The organism is Streptomyces sp. NRRL S-118, assembly GCF_000716335.1.
Lineage (GTDB): Bacteria > Actinomycetota > Actinomycetes > Streptomycetales > Streptomycetaceae > Streptomyces.
Genome location: NZ_KL591069.1, coordinates 616 through 1,115 on the forward strand (window position 1 = coordinate 616; position 500 = coordinate 1,115).

General features: G+C 68.4%; 1 protein-coding gene and 1 pseudogene. Both read left to right on the forward strand.

Translation table 11 applies throughout. From position 1 onward, the window contains the following. Positions 1-357: pseudogene (locus tag IH00_RS0136710) on the forward strand (beta-ketoacyl synthase); the annotation flags it as partial. Between the two features lie 14 nt (positions 358-371). Then, positions 372-500: polyketide synthase docking domain-containing protein (locus tag IH00_RS45720; protein WP_031080880.1), on the forward strand; the 129-nt coding region annotated here is incomplete at its 3' end.

The window sequence follows — 500 nt, forward strand, 5'->3', positions numbered from 1 at the left end:
CTGCGCAACCGGCTCACGCAGGCCACCGGGGTGCGCCTGCCCGCGACGCTCGTGTTCGACCACCCCACGCCGGCCGCGGTCGCCGGCCTGCTGCTGTCGGAGATCGGCGGCGGGGAACCGGCCGAGCCCCTCATCGACCAGGAGATGAGGAAGCTCGAGGACATGCTCGCCGCGAGTTCCGCGGAGGAGCAGCAGCGGGTGGCCAAGCGCCTGCGCACCTTGCTCTCCGGCATCAGCGCCGGTGCGAGCGACGGCGCCCAGGGCGACAGGAAGCAGAACGCCAGGGAGCGGATCGAGGCGGCAACCACCGCCGAAGAGATCTTCCAGATGATCGATGTGGAGTTGGGCGAAGAGTGACGGGGGACACAGGAATGACGGAGAACATCGATCAGCAGGAGAAGCTCGTCCGCTACCTCAAAAAGGTCGCGGTCGAACTGAACGAGACGAGGGCGCAGCTCGAGGAGGTCGAGTCCCGGGCGACCGAGCCGCTCGCGATCGTC